The sequence below is a fragment of the Pseudomonas sp. NFPP07 genome, assembly GCF_900115645.1.
Lineage (GTDB): Bacteria > Pseudomonadota > Gammaproteobacteria > Pseudomonadales > Pseudomonadaceae > Aquipseudomonas > Aquipseudomonas chlororaphis.
Map to the genome: position 1 here is coordinate 13565 of NZ_FOXG01000005.1, position 18230 is coordinate 31794.

Annotated in this window: 19 protein-coding genes; 6 read left to right on the plus strand and 13 right to left on the minus strand. The window is 65.4% G+C overall.

All coding sequences use genetic code 11. From position 1 onward, the window contains the following. Positions 1-1020 precede the first annotated feature (1020 nt). From BM019_RS13775 to BM019_RS13790, 4 genes are all read right to left on the minus strand, one after another. Positions 1021-1527, minus strand: coding sequence for an HvfX family Cu-binding RiPP maturation protein (locus BM019_RS13775; RefSeq protein WP_092418595.1), 507 nt, complete (start codon positions 1525-1527; stop codon positions 1021-1023). Positions 1528-1607: 80 nt separating this feature from the next. Continuing rightward, on the minus strand, positions 1608-2243 hold the full coding sequence (locus BM019_RS13780) for a hypothetical protein (protein WP_092418596.1): 636 nt from the start codon (positions 2241-2243) through the stop codon (positions 1608-1610). A 116-nt stretch (positions 2244-2359) separates the two neighbouring features. Then, positions 2360-3679 (minus strand): ATP-binding protein, encoded by a 1320-nt coding sequence (locus BM019_RS13785; RefSeq protein ID WP_092418597.1) that lies wholly within the window; start codon positions 3677-3679, stop codon positions 2360-2362. After that, entirely contained in the window at positions 3676-4416 is a 741-nt protein-coding gene (locus tag BM019_RS13790) for a response regulator (protein WP_092418598.1), read from the minus strand. Before BM019_RS13790 ends, BM019_RS13785 begins: the two co-directional genes overlap by 4 nt. 293 nt (positions 4417-4709) lie before the next feature. On the opposite strand from BM019_RS13790, the gene BM019_RS13795 reads away from it, so the two are divergent. The 3 genes from BM019_RS13795 to BM019_RS13805 all read left to right on the plus strand — a co-directional run bounded on the left by BM019_RS13795 (position 4710) and on the right by BM019_RS13805 (position 6523). Next, positions 4710-4973 carry a DUF2790 domain-containing protein gene (locus tag BM019_RS13795; protein ID WP_092418870.1) on the plus strand — a complete coding sequence of 88 codons (264 nt, stop codon included), beginning with the start codon at positions 4710-4712 and terminating at the stop codon, positions 4971-4973. 47 nt (positions 4974-5020) lie between these two features. Then, the gene (locus BM019_RS13800; RefSeq protein ID WP_053260892.1) at positions 5021-5230 is read left to right on the plus strand and encodes a hypothetical protein; all 210 of its coding nucleotides are present in this window, start codon (positions 5021-5023) and stop codon (positions 5228-5230) included. Positions 5231-5302: 72 nt separating this feature from the next. Then, complete coding sequence (locus tag BM019_RS13805; protein ID WP_092418599.1) at positions 5303-6523, plus strand: cytochrome c biogenesis protein DipZ; 1221 nt, start codon at positions 5303-5305, stop codon at positions 6521-6523. A gap of 73 nt (positions 6524-6596) precedes the next feature. Here BM019_RS13805 and BM019_RS13810 read toward each other — a convergent pair whose 3' ends face one another. Both BM019_RS13810 and BM019_RS13815 read right to left on the minus strand, forming a co-directional pair. Then, positions 6597-6908 carry an AzlD domain-containing protein gene (locus tag BM019_RS13810; protein WP_009043562.1) on the minus strand — a complete coding sequence of 104 codons (312 nt, stop codon included), beginning with the start codon at positions 6906-6908 and terminating at the stop codon, positions 6597-6599. Further along, positions 6908-7606: an AzlC family ABC transporter permease gene (locus BM019_RS13815; RefSeq protein ID WP_009043563.1), complete on the minus strand. Its 699-nt coding sequence runs from the start codon at positions 7604-7606 to the stop codon at positions 6908-6910. The genes BM019_RS13810 and BM019_RS13815 overlap by 1 nt, the downstream gene beginning before the upstream one ends. A 436-nt stretch (positions 7607-8042) precedes the next feature. Between BM019_RS13815 and BM019_RS13820 the strand changes: the two genes are divergently transcribed. The 3 genes from BM019_RS13820 to BM019_RS13830 all read left to right on the plus strand — a co-directional run bounded on the left by BM019_RS13820 (position 8043) and on the right by BM019_RS13830 (position 9843). Beyond that, complete coding sequence (locus tag BM019_RS13820) at positions 8043-8699, plus strand: ribonuclease T2 family protein (protein ID WP_009043564.1); 657 nt, start codon at positions 8043-8045, stop codon at positions 8697-8699. Between the two features lie 86 nt (positions 8700-8785). Continuing rightward, entirely contained in the window at positions 8786-9700 is a 915-nt protein-coding gene (locus BM019_RS13825; RefSeq protein ID WP_092418600.1) for a pyridoxal-phosphate dependent enzyme, read from the plus strand. Then, a complete protein-coding gene (locus BM019_RS13830) occupies positions 9697-9843 on the plus strand; it encodes a hypothetical protein (protein ID WP_239691074.1) in 147 nt (48 codons plus the stop codon). Before BM019_RS13825 ends, BM019_RS13830 begins: the two co-directional genes overlap by 4 nt. A 179-nt stretch (positions 9844-10022) precedes the next feature. Here the strand turns inward: BM019_RS13830 and BM019_RS13835 are convergent, their stop codons facing one another. From BM019_RS13835 to BM019_RS13865, 7 genes are all read right to left on the minus strand, one after another. Then, complete coding sequence (locus BM019_RS13835) at positions 10023-10808, minus strand: hypothetical protein (RefSeq protein WP_092418601.1); 786 nt, start codon at positions 10806-10808, stop codon at positions 10023-10025. Positions 10809-10895: 87 nt separating this feature from the next. Continuing rightward, positions 10896-11249 carry a DUF2493 domain-containing protein gene (locus BM019_RS13840; protein ID WP_009043567.1) on the minus strand — a complete coding sequence of 118 codons (354 nt, stop codon included), beginning with the start codon at positions 11247-11249 and terminating at the stop codon, positions 10896-10898. Then, positions 11237-12946, minus strand: coding sequence for a Na/Pi cotransporter family protein (locus BM019_RS13845; protein ID WP_092418602.1), 1710 nt, complete (start codon positions 12944-12946; stop codon positions 11237-11239). Before BM019_RS13845 ends, BM019_RS13840 begins: the two co-directional genes overlap by 13 nt. 21 nt (positions 12947-12967) lie before the next feature. Continuing rightward, a complete protein-coding gene (locus tag BM019_RS13850) occupies positions 12968-13183 on the minus strand; it encodes a hypothetical protein (RefSeq protein ID WP_009043569.1) in 216 nt (71 codons plus the stop codon). 164 nt (positions 13184-13347) lie between these two features. Continuing rightward, positions 13348-16062, minus strand: a complete 2715-nt coding sequence (mgtA, locus tag BM019_RS13855) for a magnesium-translocating P-type ATPase (protein WP_092418603.1) — start codon at positions 16060-16062, stop codon at positions 13348-13350. A 289-nt stretch (positions 16063-16351) separates the two neighbouring features. Further along, positions 16352-16636 carry a hypothetical protein gene (locus BM019_RS13860; protein WP_007920982.1) on the minus strand — a complete coding sequence of 95 codons (285 nt, stop codon included), beginning with the start codon at positions 16634-16636 and terminating at the stop codon, positions 16352-16354. A 429-nt stretch (positions 16637-17065) separates the two neighbouring features. Further along, complete coding sequence (locus BM019_RS13865; RefSeq protein WP_092418604.1) at positions 17066-18223, minus strand: glutathionylspermidine synthase family protein; 1158 nt, start codon at positions 18221-18223, stop codon at positions 17066-17068. Positions 18224-18230: the final 7 nt, after the last annotated feature.

The following is an 18230-nucleotide window of genomic DNA, read 5'->3' on the forward strand; positions in this document are numbered from 1 at the left end:
GCCCGATGTAGCCGCTGGCGCAGCCTGCGCTCGGCGGCGTAGCCGTCGTAAAACCCGGTTGCACGTTGTCCCTGGCACACCGCGTTGCCTGGGTTTGCGTCTGCTGCGCAGCCGAGCGCAGGCTGCGCCAGCGGCTACGGGGATATGTGCCTGTTATCGAACTTCCGCCGTAGAAACGCCAAAGCCGCGGCGCCAGCTGCGGCTGCTTTGCAGCAATCGGCGGTTCAATCCGATACGTGCTTGAACAGATGCCGGCTCCAGTCGTTATTGGCCCGATGTAGCCGCTGGCGCAGCCTGCGATCGGCGGCGTAGCCGTCGTAAAACCTGGTTGCACGTTGTCCCTGGCACATCGCGTTGCCTGGGTTTGCGTCTGCTGCGCAGTCGAGCGCAGGCTGCGCCAGCGGCTACAGGGATATGTGCCTGTTATCGAACTTCCGCCGTAGAAACGCCAAAGCCGCGGCTGCTTTGCAGCGATCGGCGGTTCAATCCGATACGTGCTTGAACAGATACCGGCTCCAGCCGTTATCGGCCCGATGTAGCCGCTGGCGCAGCCTGCGATCGGCGGCGTAGCCGTCGTAAAACCTGGTTGCACGTTCTCCCTGGCACACCGCGTTGCCTGGGTTTGCGTCTGCTGCGCAGCCGATCGCAGGCTGCGCCAGCGGCTACGGGGATATGCGTCTGTTATCAAGCTTTTCCCCAGTAGAAACACCAAAGCCGCAGCGCAAGCTGCGGCTGCTTTGCAGCTATCGGCGGTTCAATCCGATACGTGCTTGAACAGATGCCGGCTCCAGCCGTTATTGGCCCGATGTAGCCGCTGGCGCAGCCTGCGCTCGGCGGCGTAGCCGTCGTAAAACCCGATTGCACGTTCTCCCTGGCACACCGCGTTGCCTGGGTTCGCGTCTGCTGCGCAGCCGATCGCAGGCTGCGCCAGCGGCTACGGGGATATGTGTCTGTTATCGAACTTCCCCCGTAGAAACACCAAAGCCGCAGCTCACGCTGCGGCTTTTTTGCCCCTCGGTATCAGCGTCCGTGGCGCAGGCGCCCGATCAAGGCATCCAGGCTGAGTTTGCCCGGGCCCTGGAACAGCAGCGGCAGCAGCGCCGCCAGGTAGATCGCCGGCAGTTTGAAGTTGCCGTGGCCCTTGTTGCTGATGGCGTAGCCCTGGGCCAGTTCACTGAGGCTCGACCAGTCGGTCGGCCAGTGCACGGCGACGGTGGCGACCACAGTGACCACGATCAGCACCAGCGCGGCGCAGCGGGTGCCCAGACCTAGCAGCAACGCCAGGGGGCACAGCAGCTCGGCCCACATCGACAGCTGCCAGTTCAGGCTCGCCGGCAACTGGTCGAAGGGAAAGGGGAAGGCGGACTGGATCTGCTGGAACCAGTTTTCCCCCTGCCATTTTTCCAGGCCCGACTCGAAGAACTCCCAGGCCAGTAACAGGCGCAGGCTGAGGAGCGCGACCCAGGGGGACAGGCGATTGAGGTGGCGTTGCAGCCCGTCGAGGGCGGACGACAGTGTGAGGATCATGGGGTGGATCTCCTGGGCAAAGTGGGGGGCATTACAAAAGCGGCGCAGCCTGCGCCAGCGGCTACCGGGGCGGTATCAGCTCAGCGCGGGTTCAGGGCCTGGCGTTGCCGGCGTTTGTTGGCCTGGGCCAGCTTGCCCAGCAGGTTGATCGCCATGGCCGAGCAGGTGAGCGTGAAAGGCAGCAGGTACCAGGCGCTCAAGGGGATGCGTTTGAAATTGGAGAAAGCGAATATCGCGGCGATCACCCACATGCCGGTGGTGTGCAAGCGTTTCCAGGCCGTGCGGCTGAGCAGCGAGGCCGGGCCTTTGAACGAGGTCAGGGTCAGCAGCAGGATAAACAGGTAACCCACGGACCCGGGCAGGTTGCCCAGGGTGCTGCGGCCGGGCCAGAACTGCGGGTTCAGTTGCCCGTAGCTGTAGATCAGCAGCGCGTGCACCAGGTGCGAGAAGGCGAACGCCAGGCCGATGAAACGGCGCTCGCGCACCAGCGTCTGGCTCAGCGGCGAGGGCAGCAGCACGGCGAATGCCGAGGCAGTGAAGGCCAGCAGAAACAGCACGAAAGATGAGCGCGCGGTGGCGCGGATGGCGCTGCGGGTGGCTTCGACCAGGTCCGGCTCAAGCAGCAGGATCAGCGCGGTCATCAGCAGCACGACGGCGGCCAGCAGGCTGAACAGCCGCCAGCCGTGGAAACGCGAGGGAAGGGATGGTGTGGGCATGAGAGGCTCCTTGAGGTTGGGCGCCGCTGTCGCGGCGCGTCCCAGGAGTCTTGCAAGGCCATGTATATCGGCTGTGTCGGCGAGGGGCGGTTATGTATGCCTGTGTAGCGAGGCGCTCAGAGGCTGGCCTTGTTGCTGACCAGGATCAGCTCCGCGCACAGGCCGCCCCCTTCGCGATTACTCAGGCGCAGCGAGCCACCCAGGGCCACCGCCAGTTGCTGGGCGATGGCCAGCCCCAGGCCGGTGCCGCCGGTGTCGCGATTGCGCGAGCTTTCCACCCGATAGAACGGCTTGAGCACTTCGGCCAGTTGCTCTTCGCTGATCCCCGGGCCGCGGTCCAGGACCTTGACCGACAGGCGATCGCCGGCTTGTGCCTGGACCTCGATCCGCGCCGCGCCGGAGAACTTCAGCGCGTTGTCCACCAGGTTCACCAGCACCCGGCGCAGGGCGTGGGGGCGGGTGTCGATCAGCGCCCCGTTCTTGCCGGCCAGCTCGACGTCCTGGCCGGTGTCCTGGTAGTCGAACACCAGGCTGTCGAGAAACGCGTCCAGGTCGATGCGGCAACTGGCCTCGGTGGCGCCATGGATGCTGCGGGCATAGGCCACGCCCTCGCGCACCAGGTGCTCCATTTCGCTCAGGTCGTTCCACAGCTTGTCCTTCTCGGCGGAGTCGTCCATGAACTCGGCGCGCAGTTTCATGCGGGTGATCGGCGTCTGCAGGTCGTGGGAGATTGCCGCCAGCAGTTGCATGCGCTCCTTGAGGTAGGCGCCGATCCGCGCCTGCAGGGCATTGAAGGCCTTGGCCGCGTGCACCACTTCGATCGGGCCTTTTTCGTCCAGGTGCACGCCGTGGGTGTTGGGGGCGAGGCTGTCCACCGCCTGGGCCAGCCGGGTCAGCGGGCGCACAGCGATACGTACCGCCAGCCAGGCGCAGAGGATCAGCACCAGCAACTGCCCCAGCAACACTGCCGGCAACCAGGGCGACATCGGCGTCATCGCCGGGCGCACGTCGATGGTCAGCGGGCTGCCGTCGGCCAGTTGCAGGTGGGCCTGATAGTGCTGGCGCGGTCCGGGGATGGTGTTGAATGTCAGGTGGTAGTCGCCGCCAATGGCGCTCTTGATCGAGTTCACCGAGACCGGTACATCGGCGCTGTCCATGGGCTGGCCGGGTTCGCCGGCATTGAGCAGATAGCCATAGTTGCGCCGTTGCAGACGTTGCAGCCAGGCGGGGCGCTCGGCGGCGGGCAGGCGGTCGAGGATGGCGATGGAGGTGGCGACGTCGCTTTCCAGGTTGCCGAGCATGGTCATCTTCGCGCTCTGGTAGCGCTCGTAGGACTGCGCGGCGAACGACAGGCCCTGGGCCAGCGCCAGGCCGATCAGGAAAATCAGCGACAGCCGCGAGGCGAGGGTGCGCGGCCAGTGCAACGCAAGCTTCATGACGCGGCCTCGAGGATCTCCACCGGCAGCGAGAACACATAACCCTCGCTGCGCACGGTCTTGATGTAGGCCGGTTCGCGAGCGTCGTCCAGCAGGCGCTGGCGCAGGCGGCTGACCAGCAGGTCGATGGAGCGGTCGAACAGGTCGGCGTCGCGGCCCTGGGTCAGGTTGAGCAGCTGGTCGCGGTTGAGCACCCGTTGCGGGTGGTCGAGGAACACCCGCAGCAAGCGGTATTCGGCGCCGCTCAGGGCGACCAGGGTGCCGTCCTGGTCCAGCAGGTGGCGCGCGGTGGTGTCCAGGCGCCAGCGGCCGAAGCCCAGCAGGCGGCCGCTCTCGGTGACCACCAGGTTCGGCGGCAGCATGCGCGTGCGGCGCAGCACGGCATTGATCCGCGCCAGCAGCTCGCGGGCGGCGAAGGGCTTGACCAGGTAATCGTCGGCGCCCATCTCCAGGCCGACGATGCGGTCGGTCTCATCGTTGCGCGCGGTGAGCATCAGCACCGGCGTGGCCTTGTGCTTGCCGGCGCGCAGCTCGCGGCACAGCAGCAGGCCATCGTCGCCGGGCAGCATGATGTCGAGCACGATCAGGTCCACCGGGGTGGTTTCCAGGAAGCTGCGCATCTGCCGGCCGTCAGCCACTACCGTGGTGCGCAGGCCGTTCTTTTTCAGGTAGTTGCCTACCAGCTCTCTGATCTCGCGGTCGTCATCGACTATCAATACGTGATCGACATGATCCATGGGGTTGCCTCTGTATAGGGTCGTGCTGCCTAGTCTATAGGGCCCGGGCGGGCCTGCCTGCGGGCTTTTGTATTGCAGTGTATCTGGCGCCTCACTGAATACACGGCGATGCAAAACAGGGTTTTTCCGACGCCTTTGTATCGCTGTGTATCCCCCGGCGGCGTGGATACGCAGGGAAACCGCAAGGGCGGTTTGCCGACACAAGCGCGATACCTTGCGCGCATTCAATGGGCTCCATCGAGGCACAGCCACTGGCCTCGCAACCCAACCCATTGTCGTTCGAGGAAACCCGTATGAAACGCACCGCCCTCTACGCCGCCTGCCTGTTCGCCGCGCTGAATATCTGCACCCTGTCGGCCCGCGCCGAAAGCACCGTGCAGGCCCAGACCTACAGCTACGGCACCCCGCTGGATATCCAGAAAGTCCTGTCGATGACCGAAGACGCCGAGCCGAGCTGCGGCGTGGTCAATGCGCGCATGACCTACCTCGATTCCCAGGGCCGTACCCAGGCCCTGGATTACCGCAAGTTCGCCAACAACTGTAACGACGGCAACTGAGTGCACTCACTTGTCATGTAGTCCCTGTTGAACATGAGGATCAGCCCATGAACACCCTGAAAACCTGCCTGCTTACCCTGACCTTGACCCTGGCCGGCGTGGCCGTGGATGCCAGCGCCGCCGATGCGTCCTGCACGACCTGCTTCCAGCTCGCGCCCTTGAGCCAGGGCGGCCAGCCAGAGCGAGCGGCGCCGCTGCTCGCCGAAGGCGGCTACGAGCGCACCCCGCAGGGGATGCGCGCCGACAACCAGGCCTGAACCGGGCCTGCCACCCCTGAATACGCCCGCCGCTGATGGCGGGCGGGACATTGACCGATCACAGGTGATGCCATGTTGCTCATAGCGTTTCTCGGCGGGGTCCTGACCATTCTCAGCCCCTGCATTCTTCCGGTGGTGCCGTTCCTGTTCGCCCGGGCCGACCGCTCGCGCGGCTCGGTGCTGCTGACCCTCGGCGGCATGGCGCTGACCTTTGCCCTGGTGTCGAGCCTGGCGGTGGTCGGCAGCGACTGGATCGTCCGGGCCAACGGCATCGGGCGCCAGCTGGCGCTGATTGTGCTGGGGCTGTTCGCGCTGTCGCTGATCTTTACCCGCTTCGGCAACTGGCTGGCGCGGCCCTGGGTCAGCCTGGGCAATCGCCTGGACGGCCTGCGCCTCGATCGGGCGCGCAAGTTCTCCGGGCCCTTGGCGGCGCTGTTGCTGGGGGTGGCCACTGGCTTGCTCTGGGCGCCCTGTGCCGGGCCGATTCTCGGGGTGATCCTGACCGGCGCCATGCTGCAAGGGGCGAGCGCCCAGACCAGCCTGTTGCTGCTGGCCTACGGCCTGGGCAGTGCCTTGTCCCTGGGGCTGCTGATCTTTGCCGGAAGAAGGCTGGTCAACCGGCTCAAGCCGTCCCTGCCGGCCACCACCTGGCTGCGCCGCGCCGCCGGTTGCCTGGCGTTGCTGGCGGCCGTGGCGATCGGCAGCGGGGTGGACGACCGCCTGCTGGCCAGCACCTCATCCCAAGGCGGCGCGGCCCTCGAGCAAGGCCTGCTGAAGAGCGTGCCCAAGGCCCTGGACTATCTGATCGACAAGGCTGGCGCGGCACCCGCCGAGACGCTGCCGAGCAAGGGCCCGATGCCTTCGCTGAGTGGCGCGGTGCAATGGTTGAATTCGCCGCCGCTGGACGCCGAGGCCTTGCGCGGCAAGGTGGTGCTGGTGGACTTCTGGACCTACGACTGCATCAACTGCCAGCACAGCCTGCCGTATGTGAACGCCTGGGCGAAAAAGTACGCCAAGGACGGGCTGGTGGTGATCGGCGTGCACACCCCGGAATACGCCTTCGAAAAGGTCATCGACAACGTCAAGGCCCAGGTGCGCAAGCTGGATATCGGCTACCCGGTGGCCATCGATAACGACTACGCGATCTGGCGTGCCTTCGACAACCAGTACTGGCCGGCCCACTACTTTATCGACGCCCGCGGCCAGGTGCGCTACAGCCACTTTGGCGAGGGCAGTTACGAGGCGCAGGAGCAGGTGATCCAGCAGTTGTTGCGCGAAGCCAAGGCGCCTTGAGGGGCCGGGTTGCCGATTGGGGGGCCGGGCGGTGGGGCAGGCACACCGCGTTATTCAGAGCGCCAGCCAGCCTCTACAACCACCAGCGCAGCAGGAAAAAGAACGCCATGCTCAGCAGCATGCTGACCAGGGTGTTGCGGGTGTAGATCACCAGCACAATGGCCACCAGCGAGCTGATCAGGTACGGGTTGTCGTAGGCCAGGTTGAGCTGGTGCTCGGGCATGAACACGATCGGCCCGCAGATCGCGGTGAGCATGCCCGGTACGGCAAAGCCGAGGAACTGCCGGGCGTTGCTGCTCAGGCGCACCGGCAGGCGCGGTTCGAGAAACACGTAACGGTTGAGAAACACCAGCAAGCCCATGCCGAAAATCACTGCCCAGACCATCATGTGCGCTCCCGGTAGAACTTGTTGCAGAGAAAACCCGCGGTCATGCCCAGCAGGCCCGACAGCACCAGGGCCGAGCCCCATTGCCAGTAGCTGAACAGCACCGAGCAGAACAGCGACACCGCCACGCAGACCACGGTCGGCACGTTGCGCACCAGCGGCGTGATCAGGGCGATAAAGGTCGCGGCGATGGAGAAGTCCAGGCCCAGGTGTTCGAGCCCGGGAATGGCGCGCCCGAGGACGATGCCGGCCAGGGTGAACAGGTTCCAGGCGATGTAGAAGGTCAGGCCCACGCCGAGGGCGTACCAGCGGTCGAACTGCTGCTTGTCGTGCTGGCTGGTCAGGGCGAACAGCTCATCGGTGAGCAGGAACCCCAGGCCGACCCGCCAGCGCCCCGGCAGCGGCGCAATCACCGAACGCATGCTCATGCCGTACAGCAGGTGCTGGGAGGTCAGCAGCAGGGTGGTGAGCAGGATCGAGAAAATCCCCGCGCCGCCCTTGAGCATGCCGATCGCCACCAGCTGCGCGGCGCCGGCGAAGACGATGCTCGACAAGCCCTGGCCTTGCAGGGGCGTGAGATTGGCCTCGATGGCCATGGAACCCGCCAGCAGCCCCCAGGGCGCGGTGGCCAGGGACAGCGGCAGGATGGCAACGGCACCGCGCAGGAACGCGGTGCGGGGAAGAACAATGCTGGACATGACAGCCTGCAATCAAGGAACGGGAACCGACTGTGCCAGTCCGCGACGGAAATGGCTTGAACGATCTTGCGCACTTGGCGCCGATGGTCGTTATTTCGTTCACCCCGCAGATGCTTCTGTAGGAGCGGCCGGTCGACGCTCGATTGCCGGCGATTGGGGTAACGCGGTGTGCCTGATACGACGCCTCGCGAGCAAGCTTCGCTCCTACAGAGGCTAGTATTCACCGCGAGTCCATGACCGGTTCGTAATCTGTCGGCCATGGCGCCAAGCCGATCTGTCTGCTACAACGCTTCGCTAGTATCGGCCGGCTTCTCCCGCGGGGGAGGCGGCCTGTCATCTTCCTGCAACAGCCCCGTGCCAAGAAGAGTGTCTGGCCGCTACCGGCCAGGTCACTACGGGGCCGTTCACCCACTGCCCCATCCCAAGGAGAGGGTCTATGAGAAAACTGTTTGCAACCGCGGCACTGGCCGCGCTGATGATCTGCACCGTCGGGGTCAGCCAGGCACGGGAGGCGCGACAGCAGCGCGACTCGGTCGCCGGGGTGTTCGACTACTACCTGCTGTCGCTGTCCTGGTCGCCGACCTTTTGCCTGACCCATCCGGAAAACGAGCAGTGCTCCGGCAAGGGCTACGGTTTTGTCCTGCACGGCCTGTGGCCGCAATACGCCAAGGGCGGCTGGCCGCAGTCCTGCCCGCCCTTGACGCAGCTGAACGCCGAAGAGCGGGCCAAGGGCCTGACCCTGTTCCCCACCGCCAAGCTGATGGAGCACGAATGGAGCAAGCACGGCACCTGCAGCGGCCTGGGCGCCATGGGCTACCTGGAGACCTCCGACCAGGCCCTGGGCAAGGTGAAGATTCCCGAGGTGCTGGAACCTTCGACCACCGTGCATTACTTCGAGGCCCGGGAGATCGAGCAGTTGTTCCGCCAGGCCAACCCGGGCATTCCGGAGAAGGGCGTAGCGGTGTTGTGCAGCGGCCCGGAACTCTCTGAAGTGCGGGTCTGCCTGGACAAGAACCTGGGGTTCGGCGCCTGTGGCAAGGGCGTGCGCACCCAGTGCCGCCAAGGCGATATCCGCATACCGCCGATTCGCTGACCGGCGAGCGGCCAGGGGGGAGGCGGCATAGGCTGGCCTAAGCATCTAGGGTTACAAGACGCCCGTCTTCATCCAAGGAGCCCATGATGTTGCATATCCGCACCCCCCTGATCCTGCATCCCGGGTTGTCCACGGCCACCCGGCGTATCTGGCTCAAGCTGGAAAACCTGCAACCCAGTGGCTCGTTCAAGATGCGCGGCCTGGGCCTGCTCTGTACCCAGGCGGCGCAGCAGGGCAAGCGCCGCGTGGTCTGTCCGTCCGGCGGCAATGCCGGGCTGGCCACGGCGATGGCGGCGGCCAGCCTTGGCCTGCAAGCCTGCATCGTGGTGCCGCAGACCACCGCGCAAACCACCCGCGAACGCATCGCCCGGACCGGCGCCGAGGTGCTGGTGCATGGCCAGGTCTGGGACCAGGCCAACGAACGCGCGCTGCAACTGAGCAGCGCTGCCGACAGCGAATACGTGCCGGCCTTCGACCACCCGGTGCTGTGGCAAGGACACAGCAGCATGGTCGATGAAATCCTCGAAGACTGTCCGCAGGTCGACACCATAGTGGCGTCGGTGGGCGGCGGTGGCTTGCTGGCCGGCATCCTCACCGGCCTGCTGCGCCACCAGCGCCAGGACTGCCGGATCATCGCCTGCGAAACCACCGGCAGCGCTTCCTTCGCCGCGGGGCTGGCGGCCGGGCACCCGGTCAAACTGGCGAAGATCGACACCGTCGCCAGTTCCCTCGGCGCGGCCCAGGTGGCGGCCTGGCCGTTGCAGCAGATCCAGGGTTTTCCCTATCAGTCGCTGGTGTTGTCGGATGCCGAGGCGATCCTCGGCGTGGTGCGTTATGCCGACGATCTGCGCCAGTTGGTGGAGCCGGCCTGCGGCGTCTCGCTGGCGGTGGCCTACCTCGATCACCCGGCCATCGCCGCGGCGCGGGACGTGGTGATCGTGGTGTGCGGCGGCGTCAGCATCAGCGCTCGCCAGGTGGCGGACTGGGGCGCATCGCTATGATGGCGACCTACATTTTTGGCGGGCGCTATGCCATGCGCACCTTCTCCGCGCGGGCGATGCTGTGGATCAACCGCAGCTGCGCCGGCATGCTCGCGGTGCTGGCGCTGGGCCTGAGCCTGTATCGGCGCAGCGATATCCGCTGAGTCTGCATTAGTCTGACCTGCCGGCGCGCTGCGCCTATCGCCAGCAAGCTGGCTCCTACAGGTGTTGCCGCGAGCGCGGACTCGCGGCAGGCGCCGATCCTGTAGGAGCGCAGCTTGCTCGCGAGGCGGTGTGTCAGGCACACCGTGTTGTCCCTGGCGCGGCCTTTCTGAAACAGCCTCTAGAACCTCAAGGTCGCGCCGCTGGTCAGCCAGCGGTCGCGGCCTTCGTTCAACTGGCCGCCGAGCACCAGGTCGAGGTCCAGGTTCGCCCCCAGGTGCAGCCGTGGCCCGGCTTGCCAGGCCTGCTCGCCGCAGCGCTGGCCGTAACGCTCGGCGACCAGGGTCAGGCGTTCGCCCAGGTCGTATTCGAAGCCGCTGCCCCAGGTCCAGTGGTGGTTCTGCTGGCCGTCGTCATAGGCGTGGGCCCAGCCGGCGTTGAGGTTCAGGCGCAGGCTGTCCAGGGGCTGATAGGTCAGCGGCAGGCCGATGTCGCCACCGTCGAACGAGTGGCCGCGGTTGAGGGCGAAATGCGCGGACGTCGCCAGCGCCAGTTGCAGGCCCAGGTCTTCGCGGTTCCACAGTTGCGCCTTGAGTTGCGGGCTCAGTTGGGTTTCGCCGTGGCCGTCCTCACGGTTGCGCTCGAGGGCGGCGCCCAGTTGCAGCCTGGGCAGGCCGGCGAAGGTGCAGGCCGGGGAGACCACCGCGCCATGGCTTGCGCCGTGGTGGCGCAGGCTCTGGTACCAGATATCCAGGTTGCATTCCCCCGGTGCGTTGATTGCGCCGTCGTCCACCACATAGGCGCCGCCCGCGGCATTGGCCTTGGCGACCAGGGTCAGCAGGCCGATCAGGCTCAGGGTGAGGCCGACGAACATCAGGTTGCGCCGCAGCATGCGCCGTTTCGCCGGGGGCAGGTCGCGGGTGAGGCTGGCGAAACGGTTATTGCGCGAAGGGCTGTATTTGGACATGGCGGTTCTCGCTAAGGCATGGGCAGAGGCCGCGCTGTGTGGGCCGCTGCGTAGTCGAGTGGGGAAGTAGTCGAGTGGGGAAAAGGGTCATTGCCAGTCGCTCACTGACAGGGTCTGGATGCCGGCGGCCCTGGCCAGGGCCACCAGCTCTTCGGTGTCGTCGCCGCCGGGCAGGGCGATCACCATGTCCGGCCGGCTGTCGCGCAACATGAAGGCGTTGCGCAGGCGTTCGGCGAGCTTGCCGTGCAGCTGCCAGTTGGCCGGGTAACGCACGATGTCGGCGCCGATTTCCCGGCCCCAGTCCTCTATTTGTGCGCCGAGGAACTGGCTGCCGCCGTGGATCAGCACCTGCACTTCATGCAGGCGCTGAAAGGCGTCGAGTACCCGCCGGCACAGCTGGACGTCGGCGCAGTGGCGCCCCGCGCAGATCAGGACACGCATCGTGCGGTCTCCTGCGCCGTCGGCTGGATGCTCAACGGGTTGTCCAGCAGCATTTCACCCAGCTCGGCGTTATCCAGGTCGCGCTCGCCGGCCCGCTCCAGCGCCGGATAGGCCAGGGCCGCGATGTGGTGGTGCACGCGCCGGTAATCGCGCAACACCCGCTGGAAAATGTCGCCGGACTCGGCCCAGGCCGTGCGGTCCTCGCGCAGGCTGCGAAAGTGCTCGCGGCTGGCGTCGGCTTCCAGCCGCCTGACCAGTTCCTTGCGGTTCACCAGTTGGTGGGCGTTGGCCAGGTCTTCGCGCAGGAACACGGTGATCGCCAGGCTCAGGCTGTCGACCACGGCCTGGTGCAAGGGCTCGATGCAGTCCAGCTCGAACACCGAGAACTGCTCGCCGCGCCGCAGCCGGCGCGCCGCCAGTTGGGTCAGGCTGCTGGAGAGGATGTCGCCGGCGTGTTCCAGGTTGATCACGAACAGCAGGATTTCCTGGGCGCGGTCGGCGTCCTGGTCGCTGATGCCGTCCTGGCCGATATCCGCCAGGTAGGCGCGGATCGCGGCGCTGAGCAGGTCCAGCGACTGGTCGATGCGCCGCACCTCATCGGCGCCGGCCGGGGTCGAGGCCTGGAACAGGCGCAGCACCCGGTCGAGCATCAGCGACAGCATGTCGGCCAGGCGCAGGGCCTCGCGGGCGGCGTTGGACAAGCCGATATTGGCCACCGCCAGGCCGGCTTCGTCCAGGTAGTGCGGCATGCCCGGGTCGACGTCGCGCGGCGGCTCCGGCAGCAGGCGGTTGAGCAAGGTTGCCATGGGCCCGGTCAGGCCGATGAACAACAGGGCCAGCACCAGGTTGAACAGGCTGTGCAGGTAGACCACCTGCAGACTGGCATCGAGGGCGGCGACCGGTGCGCTCCGGGCGATCCAGGGCAGGCACGGCAGCAGCACCGCGACACCGCACAGGCGCACCAGCAGATTGCCCAGGGGCAGGCGCCGGGCGACGCTGGAATCGGCGTTGAACAGCGACGGCAGGGCGCCGCCGATATTGATCCCCAGTACCAGGGCCATGGCGGTCACCGACGACAGCAGCCCGGTGGCGGCCAGGGACGCCACCAGCAGCACCACGGCGACGCTGGAATGGCACAGCCAAGTCAGCAGCGCCGCCGCCAGCAGGGCGATCAGCAGGTCGCCGTCGAGGCCGCGCATCAGTGCGGCGAACACCGGCGTGCCTTCCACTTCGCCCAGGGTGCCGCCGAGCATGCGCAGGGCCAGCAGCATCAGCCCCAGGCCGATCAGCGCGCAGCCGAGGCTTTCAAAACGCGAGTCGTCGCGCAGGCGGAACACGATAAAGCCCGCCAGCAGCACCAGCGGCGTGAGGATCGAGATATCGACGCTGAGCAGTTGCACCACCAGGGTCGAGCCGATATTGGCCCCGAGCATCACCGCCAGCGCGGGGGCCAGGCCCAGGGTGCCGGTGGCGGTAAAGGAGCTGGCCATCAGGCTCACCGCGGTGCTGCTTTGCAGGACCCCGGTGATGGCGATGCCGGACAGCAGGGCCATCCAGCGGTTGTTCAGGTGCTGCCCCAGCCACTGGCGCAGCTGGGTGCCGAAGCCGCGCAGCAGCGCCGAGGAAATCATCTGGGTGCCCCACAGCAGCAGGGCGATGGAGCCAGCGAGGTTGATCAGCAGAGTAGTTCCCGACATGAGGACTCTCCCTTGTGTGTTTCATGGCTTGGCGGATCGCAGCAGGCGGATGCAGCGGCGATGAAGAGCGCTGGCAAGGCCCAGCAGCAGGCGGATCTCGACCCCGCTCAGCAGGCCCCGGGCATATAGCCGCACACTGGCCTTGGTCAGCAGGGTGGCGATCCGTTCCAGGACGATTACCAGCAGCGCGCGCAAGGCGCGTTCGGCCGATGACAGCAGCTCGATGATCGGTTTCATGCTGGGTGCTCCACTTGGGCGGGGCCCGGTGTTTGCGATACCTGGATGGGCGGTGCCTGGGGTAGCGCCGCTTTGCGGCTATCGCGAGCAAGCTCGCTCCTACAAGGGGGGGGGCTGTAGGAGCGAGCTTGCTCGCGATGGCAGCAAAGCGGACCGTCAGGCCCTCAGAACCATTGCTTGAAGCGACGGATGTAGAGGGTCTTCATGGTCTGGGCGACGACGCAGTAGCACAGCAGGGTGCCGACCAGCCAAGGGAAGTATTCCCACGGCAGCGGTACCAGGCCGACCATTGCACCCAGCGGCGAGAACGGCACGTAGATGCCCAGGGCCATCACCAGGCCGGTCATCAGCATCACCGGCAGCGCCGCGGTGCTCTGGATGAACGGGATCTTCTGGGTGCGCAGCATGTGCACCACCAGGGTCTGCGAGAGCAGGCCTTCGATGAACCAGCCGGACTGGAACAGGGCGGCCATTTCCACGCTGTTGGCGGCGAACACGAACCACATCAGGGCGAAGGTGGTGATGTCGAAGATCGATGAGGTCGGCCCGATCCACAGCATGAAGCGCCCGATGTTCTTGGCGTCCCACTTGCGCGGCTTGCGCAGGAACTCCTTGTCCATCTTGTCCCACGGCAGCGACAGCTGGGAGATGTCGTACATCAGGTTCTGCAGCAGCAGGTGGATCGCCAGCATCGGCAGGAACGGAATGAACGCACTGGCCACCAGCACCGAGAACACGTTGCCGAAGTTGGAGCTGGCGGTCATGTTCAGGTACTTCATGATGTTGCCGAAGGTCTCGCGGCCCTTGATCACGCCTTCTTCGAGGACCATCAGGCTCTTTTCCAGGAGGATGATGTCCGCCGATTCCTTGGCGATGTCGGTGCCGCTGTCCACCGAGATACCGACGTCGGCGTCGCGCAGCGCCGGGGCGTCGTTGATGCCGTCGCCGAGGAAGCCCACGGTATGCCCGTTGGCCTGCAGGGCCTTGAGCACCCGGGATTTCTGCAGCGGGGTGAGCTTGGCGAATACCGTGCGTTCTTCCACCAGGCGCGCGAGCACCGCGTCGTCCATGTGCTCGATATCCCGCCCGAGCAGCGGCTGGCCGACTTCCAGGCCGACCTCGCGGCAGATCTTCGCGGTGACGATCGGGTTGTCGCCGGTCAACACCTTCACCGTCACGCCGTTTTCGCGCAGCGCGGCGATGGCCGGGCCGGCGGTTTCCTTGGGCGGATCGAGGAAGGTCAGGAAGCCTTCGATGATCAGCTCGCGCTCGTCGCTGGCGCTGTATTGCTGGCGGGTCTGCCCCGGCGCCAGGTCGCGGGTGCCGACCAGCAGCACGCGGAAACCATCGCGGTTGTATTCCTCGGCCAGCTCCAGCAGCGCCGCCCGGCGCCCGGCGTCGAGGGCCACGGTGACGCCGTCCTGGCGCACCCGGGTGGCGGTGTCGAGCATTTCCTCGACCGCGCCCTTGCACACCAGCAGGTGATGGCCGCTGGCGTCGGCGAGGATCACCGAGAGGCGCCGGCGGACGAAATCGAACGGCAGTTCATCGACCTTGCTCCAGGCATCGGGCGCGCTGAACTTCGGGTTGTTTTCGGCGTAGCTCACCACCGCGCGGTCCATCAGGTTCTTCATGCCGCTCTGGTGGTAGCTGTTGAGCCAGGCCAGTTGCAGCACCTGGTCGCAGCGGCTGCCGCTGATATCGACGTGGTGCTCGAGGATGATCCGGTCCTGGGTCAGGGTGCCGGTCTTGTCGGTGCACAGCACGTCCATGGCGCCGAAGTTCTGGATCGCGTTGAGGCGCTTGACCACCACCTTGCGCTTGGCCATGGCCGCGGCGCCCTTGGCCAGGTTGGCGCTGACGATCATCGGCAGCATTTCCGGGGTCAGGCCGACGGCCACCGCCAGGGCGAACATGAAGGCTTCGGCCCAGTCACCCTTGGTGAAACCGTTGATCAGCAGCACCACCGGCACCATCACCAGCATGAAGCGGATCAGCAGCCAGCTGACGCTGTTCACCCCGCGGTCGAAGGCGGTCTGGGTCCGCGAGCCGACGATGGAGCGCGCCAGGGAACCGAAGTAGGTGCGCGATCCGGTGGCCACCACCACCGCGGTGGCGGTGCCGCTGACCACGTTGGTGCCCATGAAGCAGATGTTCGGCAGGTCGAGCAGGTCCTGTTGGTCGGCTGCCGTGCGATGGGCGGATTTCTCCTGCACTGCGCCCAGGGTGTCGTACTTCTCCACCGGCAGCGCCTCGCCGGTCAGCACCGCCTGGCTGATGAACAGGTCGCGGGATTCGATCAGGCGGATATCGGCGGGAATCATGTCGCCGGCCGACAGTTGCACGATGTCGCCGACCACCAGGTCGCGCATCGGCACTTCGCGCAGCGCGGCTTTCATGCCCATCTGCTCGCGCCGCAGCACGGTGGCGGTGGTCCGCACCATGGCCTTGAGCGCCTCGGCGGCCTTGGCCGAGCGGTACTCCTGCCAGAAACGCATCAGGCCGCTGACCAGGACCATGACCAGGACGATGATCACCCCGGTCAGGTCGGTTTCCTCGCCGGCTTGCAGGGGCAGCCAGAAGTCGGTGAAGAAGCTGATGGCGGTCAGCGTCATCAGCACATAGATGAACGGGTTGTTGAAGGCTTGCAGCAACTGCACCAGGGCATGCGGCGGCCGGTCGTGGGCCACTTCGTTGAAGCCGTCGCGCTGCAGGCGGCCTTCGGCGTCGAGTTCGGTCAGGCCGTTGGCGTTCGACTTGACGTTGTCCAGGGTCACGCCAAGGCTGTTCTGCGCTTCGCGGGCGGCGCGCATCGACAGCCGGGTGTCGTCGCGGGTGGGGTTTTGCGAGGAGGCGGTGCGGGTTTTTACCGTAGTCATTACGTGTGCTCCTGCCGCAGGCTTGCGGCACGACACACAGACCACTCACCTATTCAAAGACGAGCGAACGTATGTCGAGCCGCAAGTAAGCGATCGATTCAGGTAGTTGCGTTTTATTGGTTTTAACGTTCGCCGCCTATTCAATGAATATGAACAGGCGACGAACCTACTACTGGCTTCGTCCATAACAATGACCACCAACTTTTAGTTGTAAGCAGGCAATAGGAAGTTGCCGAATTCCTTATTAAGGAAAACGTTCAGGAAGGACTTGAAAGTGCCTTCGATTAAACTAGAAGTGCGAGTCCCGGGACAGGCTCAGCAGCAGGCCGGCCTGCATGAGGAGGCCGGCCAGGCTCCGACTCTGAGGGTCCTGGCTGTCGTCGAAACTCCAGCGTTGCTGGAGCCGGCAGGTGACCGGGCAGACGCGCCAGTTGGCCCGCGGCCGGGTTTGCGAGGAGGGGGTGGAATACAGGGTGCCGACCCGGGAAACGGCCGCGCGCTCAGCGCAGGGCTTGACCCGCATGGTCGATGCAAAGGCACGTACGCCGGGCATTACAGTGGATTTGAAGTTCATAACAGTTGCCTCGCGACCGGACTGGCTCCGGTGAAGGCAAGTTACGAAGGAGCGTCAAGCTCTAGCGCAGCTCACCCGACCGAAAAGTCGAGTCCCGTCATGTTCTGGGTTAAGTGCCCAGCCTTGCGCAAGCGCATCGACCAGACAGCGTCTAGATACTGTGTCCATTGGCTTCTTTTGTGAGTTGAAAAAAGGCCGGTTTGGCCGGCCCGCGCAATTTACTCAGGGCCACCTGTCAAGTCAAGATTAAATTGCCACGAATCATATGTTCGTTCAGCTTTAAGTAAGGTCTGTAGCGGAACTCAGATAAATGATGGGCAAGTTATATAAGGCAGTTCTGAATGACGGCCATAACAATGCTGGAGATAGTTATTGTGCTGTAGCCGTTGAGAAACAGGCCGAGGCGCATTGCGCGCCCCGGCGGATATATCAGTCGAGGATCAGGTGCGGCAGGAAGCGGCTGGAGTCCTTGGTGATCAGGCTGTCGTCTTCACGCACGCCGATACCGGCGGCCTGGTCGCCGATGACCCAGGAGCCGATCAGGGTGTAGCTGTCGCCAAAGCGCGGCAGCGGGGCGAAGGACTGCAGGATGTAGGGCGCGTCGGTGTAGGGACCGTCTTCCTTGACCACCTCGTCCTGCGGGGTGCGCAACTCGATGTTGGCGCCTTCGCGGGAAAAGAACGGCTTGCGCACCCAGCCCTTGGGCACCTCGTGTTGCGGGTGCGGGTCCAGGTGGGTTTCCAGCAGGTTCGGGTGGCCCGGGTGGGCTTCCCAGAGCAGCGGCAGGATGCCCTTGTTGGAGAGGATGGATTTCCACGCCGGCTCGAAGAACTGCGTGTCGCTGGCGGCGATCGCCGCGCCGAAGGGCTCGTGGAAGATGAACTCCCAGGCGTGCAGCTTGAACAGGTGCGGGATCCAGCGGTCCTGCAGGTCGACGAAGCGGCCTTCGGCGGTGAGGCCGATGTCTTCCACATCGATGTGCCGCGACTCGATGCCGGCCTTTTCCGCGATCAGGCGCAGGTAGTCGGTGGTGGCGCGGTCCTCCACCGAATCCTTCATCGAGGCGAAATAGAATGGACGCTTGATCCCCAGCTGGGCGAAAGCCTGGTGCAGCCGGGTGTCGATGCTGTTGAACTGGTCGGCATGCCGCGGCAGCAGGCCGCGCTCGATGTTCTGCTCCAGCCAGCCCCATTGGAACGCCGCGGTTTCATAGAGGCTGGTGGGCGTGTCGTAGTTGAGTTCCAGCAGCTTGGCCGGGCCCTGGCCGTTATAGGAAAAGTCCAGGCGGCCATAGAGGTGCGGGTGACCCTCGAGCCATGAAGTGCGGATCATGTCGTAGAAGGCCGGCGGGATGCTCAGGCGATCGAGCAGGGCCTCGCTGCGCACCACCCGGTCCACCAGGTCCATGCACATCTCATGGATCTCGGTGGTCGGGTCTTCCAGGTCGTCCTCGATCTGCTTGAGGCTGAACTGGTAGTAGGCGCTTTCGTCCCAGTAGGCTTCGCCGTCGATGGTGTGGAACAGGAAACCGAGTTTTTCCGCGGTCTGTCGCCAGTCCGGGCGTTCGTTGCAGGGGATCTTCTTCATGGCGCGC

Coding starts and splice junctions, on each gene's coding strand:
- BM019_RS13790 (WP_092418598.1), bottom strand. CDS start 4,416: ATGGATCATGTCGATCACGTATTGATAGTCGATGACGACCGCGAGATC.
- BM019_RS13795 (WP_092418870.1), top strand. CDS start 4,710: ATGAAACGCACCGCCCTCTACGCCGCCTGCCTGTTCGCCGCGCTGAAT.
- BM019_RS13840 (WP_009043567.1), bottom strand. CDS start 11,249: ATGCGTGTCCTGATCTGCGCGGGGCGCCACTGCGCCGACGTCCAGCTG.
- BM019_RS13815 (WP_009043563.1), bottom strand. CDS start 7,606: ATGTCCAGCATTGTTCTTCCCCGCACCGCGTTCCTGCGCGGTGCCGTT.
- BM019_RS13805 (WP_092418599.1), top strand. CDS start 5,303: ATGTTGCTCATAGCGTTTCTCGGCGGGGTCCTGACCATTCTCAGCCCC.
- BM019_RS13845 (WP_092418602.1), bottom strand. CDS start 12,946: ATGTCGGGAACTACTCTGCTGATCAACCTCGCTGGCTCCATCGCCCTG.
- BM019_RS13850 (WP_009043569.1), bottom strand. CDS start 13,183: ATGAAACCGATCATCGAGCTGCTGTCATCGGCCGAACGCGCCTTGCGC.
- BM019_RS13775 (WP_092418595.1), bottom strand. CDS start 1,527: ATGATCCTCACACTGTCGTCCGCCCTCGACGGGCTGCAACGCCACCTC.
- BM019_RS13780 (WP_092418596.1), bottom strand. CDS start 2,243: ATGCCCACACCATCCCTTCCCTCGCGTTTCCACGGCTGGCGGCTGTTC.
- BM019_RS13860 (WP_007920982.1), bottom strand. CDS start 16,636: ATGAACTTCAAATCCACTGTAATGCCCGGCGTACGTGCCTTTGCATCG.
- BM019_RS13820 (WP_009043564.1), top strand. CDS start 8,043: ATGAGAAAACTGTTTGCAACCGCGGCACTGGCCGCGCTGATGATCTGC.
- BM019_RS13825 (WP_092418600.1), top strand. CDS start 8,786: ATGTTGCATATCCGCACCCCCCTGATCCTGCATCCCGGGTTGTCCACG.
- BM019_RS13785 (WP_092418597.1), bottom strand. CDS start 3,679: ATGAAGCTTGCGTTGCACTGGCCGCGCACCCTCGCCTCGCGGCTGTCG.
- mgtA (WP_092418603.1), bottom strand. CDS start 16,062: ATGACTACGGTAAAAACCCGCACCGCCTCCTCGCAAAACCCCACCCGC.
- BM019_RS13865 (WP_092418604.1), bottom strand. CDS start 18,223: ATGAAGAAGATCCCCTGCAACGAACGCCCGGACTGGCGACAGACCGCG.
- BM019_RS13810 (WP_009043562.1), bottom strand. CDS start 6,908: ATGGTCTGGGCAGTGATTTTCGGCATGGGCTTGCTGGTGTTTCTCAAC.
- BM019_RS13800 (WP_053260892.1), top strand. CDS start 5,021: ATGAACACCCTGAAAACCTGCCTGCTTACCCTGACCTTGACCCTGGCC.
- BM019_RS13830 (WP_239691074.1), top strand. CDS start 9,697: ATGATGGCGACCTACATTTTTGGCGGGCGCTATGCCATGCGCACCTTC.
- BM019_RS13835 (WP_092418601.1), bottom strand. CDS start 10,808: ATGTCCAAATACAGCCCTTCGCGCAATAACCGTTTCGCCAGCCTCACC.